This window comes from uncultured Campylobacter sp., from assembly GCF_938045225.1.
Classification (GTDB): Bacteria; Campylobacterota; Campylobacteria; order Campylobacterales; family Campylobacteraceae; genus Campylobacter_A.
Map to the genome: position 1 here is coordinate 1 of NZ_CALINL010000103.1, position 1,567 is coordinate 1,567.

The 1,567-nt window shown below is 41.2% G+C and carries 2 protein-coding genes; both read right to left on the minus strand.

The window, feature by feature from the left end; all coding sequences use genetic code 11:
* On the minus strand, nucleotides 1-586 hold a 586-nt coding region (locus Q0200_RS04200), incomplete at its 3' end, for a TRIC cation channel family protein (RefSeq protein WP_297938102.1).
* 795 nt (nucleotides 587-1,381) lie between these two features.
* Nucleotides 1,382-1,567: hypothetical protein (locus Q0200_RS04205; protein WP_297938105.1), on the minus strand; the 186-nt coding region annotated here is incomplete at its 5' end.

Sequence of the window (1,567 nt, forward strand, 5' to 3'; positions counted from 1 at the left end):
AGCCAAGGTAATATGCCGCAAGCCTAAACGCGATACCAAACGCCAAAAGCCCCATCACCCAAAAAACGCTAGTAAGCCCGGCATAATCCATAGCAAAATAAAGCAGTCCCACGACGATGCTAACCGTCGCATAAAGCCCGGTTTTTAGGCACCATGGAACTTCGTTAAACAGCACGTCGCGTATCATGCCTCCGCCCACGCCGTTACAAAGCGCGAGTAGCACGACGCCAAAGACGTTGTAGCCAAACTGTAGCGCCACGATCGCTCCGACGATAGAAAAGCTCACCAGATCCACGGCGTCGGTGGTGACGAAAAGGAATTTTTTCTCGATATCGCTTCGCTTGTGCAGGCGCAAAAATGCCGAGAGAAAGAGCATCACCATCACGATAATGCACGGAGCATAGTGCGTGAACGAGTACGGCGGGCGCGAGACGATAGCGTCGCGCATAAATCCGCCTCCAAGCGCAGTCAGAAGCGCGGCGATAAAAATACCCAGCCAGTCGCAGTCGCGCTTAACCGCGAAGATAAATCCGCTCGTGGCTGCGGAGGCGATGCCGATGTATTCGGCGACAAGGAGCGCAGTCATTTTTAACCTTAAGTTTTTAAACGAGATTTTACATTTTTAAAATAAAAAAGCAGTTAAATTTAAATAATATTTAATTCGTAAATAGCGTACGGTTTGTTTAAAGTAGGCGCCGAAAAAAGAAGCAAAAAATTACTCAAAAAAGAGCAAAATTTAAACGCATTTTATGCGGCATATAGACTACGACTTTAACCTACGAGCTACAAGAATTTACCGCTTAACGTCTCGCACGCTTATTCAGACCCCATTGGACTAAATTTAGGCTATATCGATAATATCGGCGCAACCTGCTCGCCGCAAAATTTGACTAGATTATAAAACTAACCGATACACGCGTCAACTAACTTTTTAGATACGCCTAATCTCAGTAAAATCCAAATTTAGTCTACTTACGTAAAAAGATGGGGGCTCAAATAATTTCGCCCCCCCTATCCGTGCAAAATCACAGACCGTCGATAAGCTTATCGAGCTTACGCACTCGATATTTGATTTAAAAATCCGTATGATTTACAATTTTGTCTACGGTTGTAAATGTAAACTCAGATAAGCTGAAATAGCAACATTGGCGAGTTGCTACAATAAAAAACCTCTATTTCAATATGTTGGAGTTCATCGCCTTATTGTGCCACGCTCCACTGCTGACACTTGCTGACATTATACAAATAATTGTCCCTCAACGCATTACTACACAGAGTGTTTTGCGGTTACGCAAAAAACCACCTTTGGTTAGATAGGTTTTAGATGCTTAACGGTTTTGATCTATCCAAAAATATAAGCCAGATTTCGAAATTTCATAAATTATAAATAAGCAAAAAGATCAATTTCATTATTTGGAATAACGCTATCTAATTTATCAAATTTTGATTGGAGAAAAATAGGCGTATTGCTCAGTATATTTAACATATTCCTACCTTTTACCCAACTATAGTTCCATAGATTTATATGGCTATTCTGTAATTTGCATATTTTCTCGGAAAATTTAAA